At 66.7% G+C, this 600-nt stretch carries 1 protein-coding gene; it reads left to right on the top strand.

Translation table 11 applies throughout. From position 1 onward, the window contains the following. Positions 1-509, top strand: a 509-nt coding sequence (locus AC07O4_RS31505; protein ID WP_495306623.1) for an ABC transporter permease, incomplete at its 5' end; no start/stop codon positions are given. Positions 510-600 lie beyond the last annotated feature (91 nt).

The following is a 600-nucleotide window of genomic DNA, read 5'->3' as shown; positions in this document are numbered from 1 at the left end:
TGATGCGCGTGGTCGACGCCATGATGTCCTTCCCCGACATCCTGCTGGCCATCGCGCTGGTGGCCATCCTCGGGCCGTCGCTGATGAACACCGTGCTCGCGCTGGTGCTGGTCTACACGCCGCGCGTGGCGCGGGTGGTGCGGGCCTCGACCTTGGTGGTGCGCGAACTTCTCTTCGTCGAAGCCGTACGGGCCCTGGGCGTGCGCACCTCGCGCATCCTGTGGCGCCACATCCTGCCGAACCTGATGTCGCCGATCCTGGTGCAGGTGTCGTTCATCTTCGCCTACGCGATCCTGGCCGAGGCCGGCCTGTCGTTCCTCGGTGTCGGCGTACCGCCCGAGATCCCCACCTGGGGCACCATGGTCGCGGGCAGCCAGCAGTACGCGCACCAGGCCTTCTGGGTCGTGCTGTTCCCGGGCCTGGCGATCATCTTCACGGCGCTGTCGCTGCAACTGCTGGGCGATGGCGTGCGCGACCTGCTCGATCCGAAGCTCAAGAAGACCTCGTGATGAACACCGCGAACACCACCCCACGTCTCACGGTCACCAACCTGAGCACCAGCTTCCCCACCGAAGACGGATTGATCCGCTCGGTGGCCGA

It is taken from the genome of Variovorax sp. GW821-FHT09D04 (assembly GCF_059416405.1).
The sequence above is the reverse complement of the archived record's forward strand: the minus strand, read 5'-3'. Positions and strand labels throughout refer to the sequence as shown.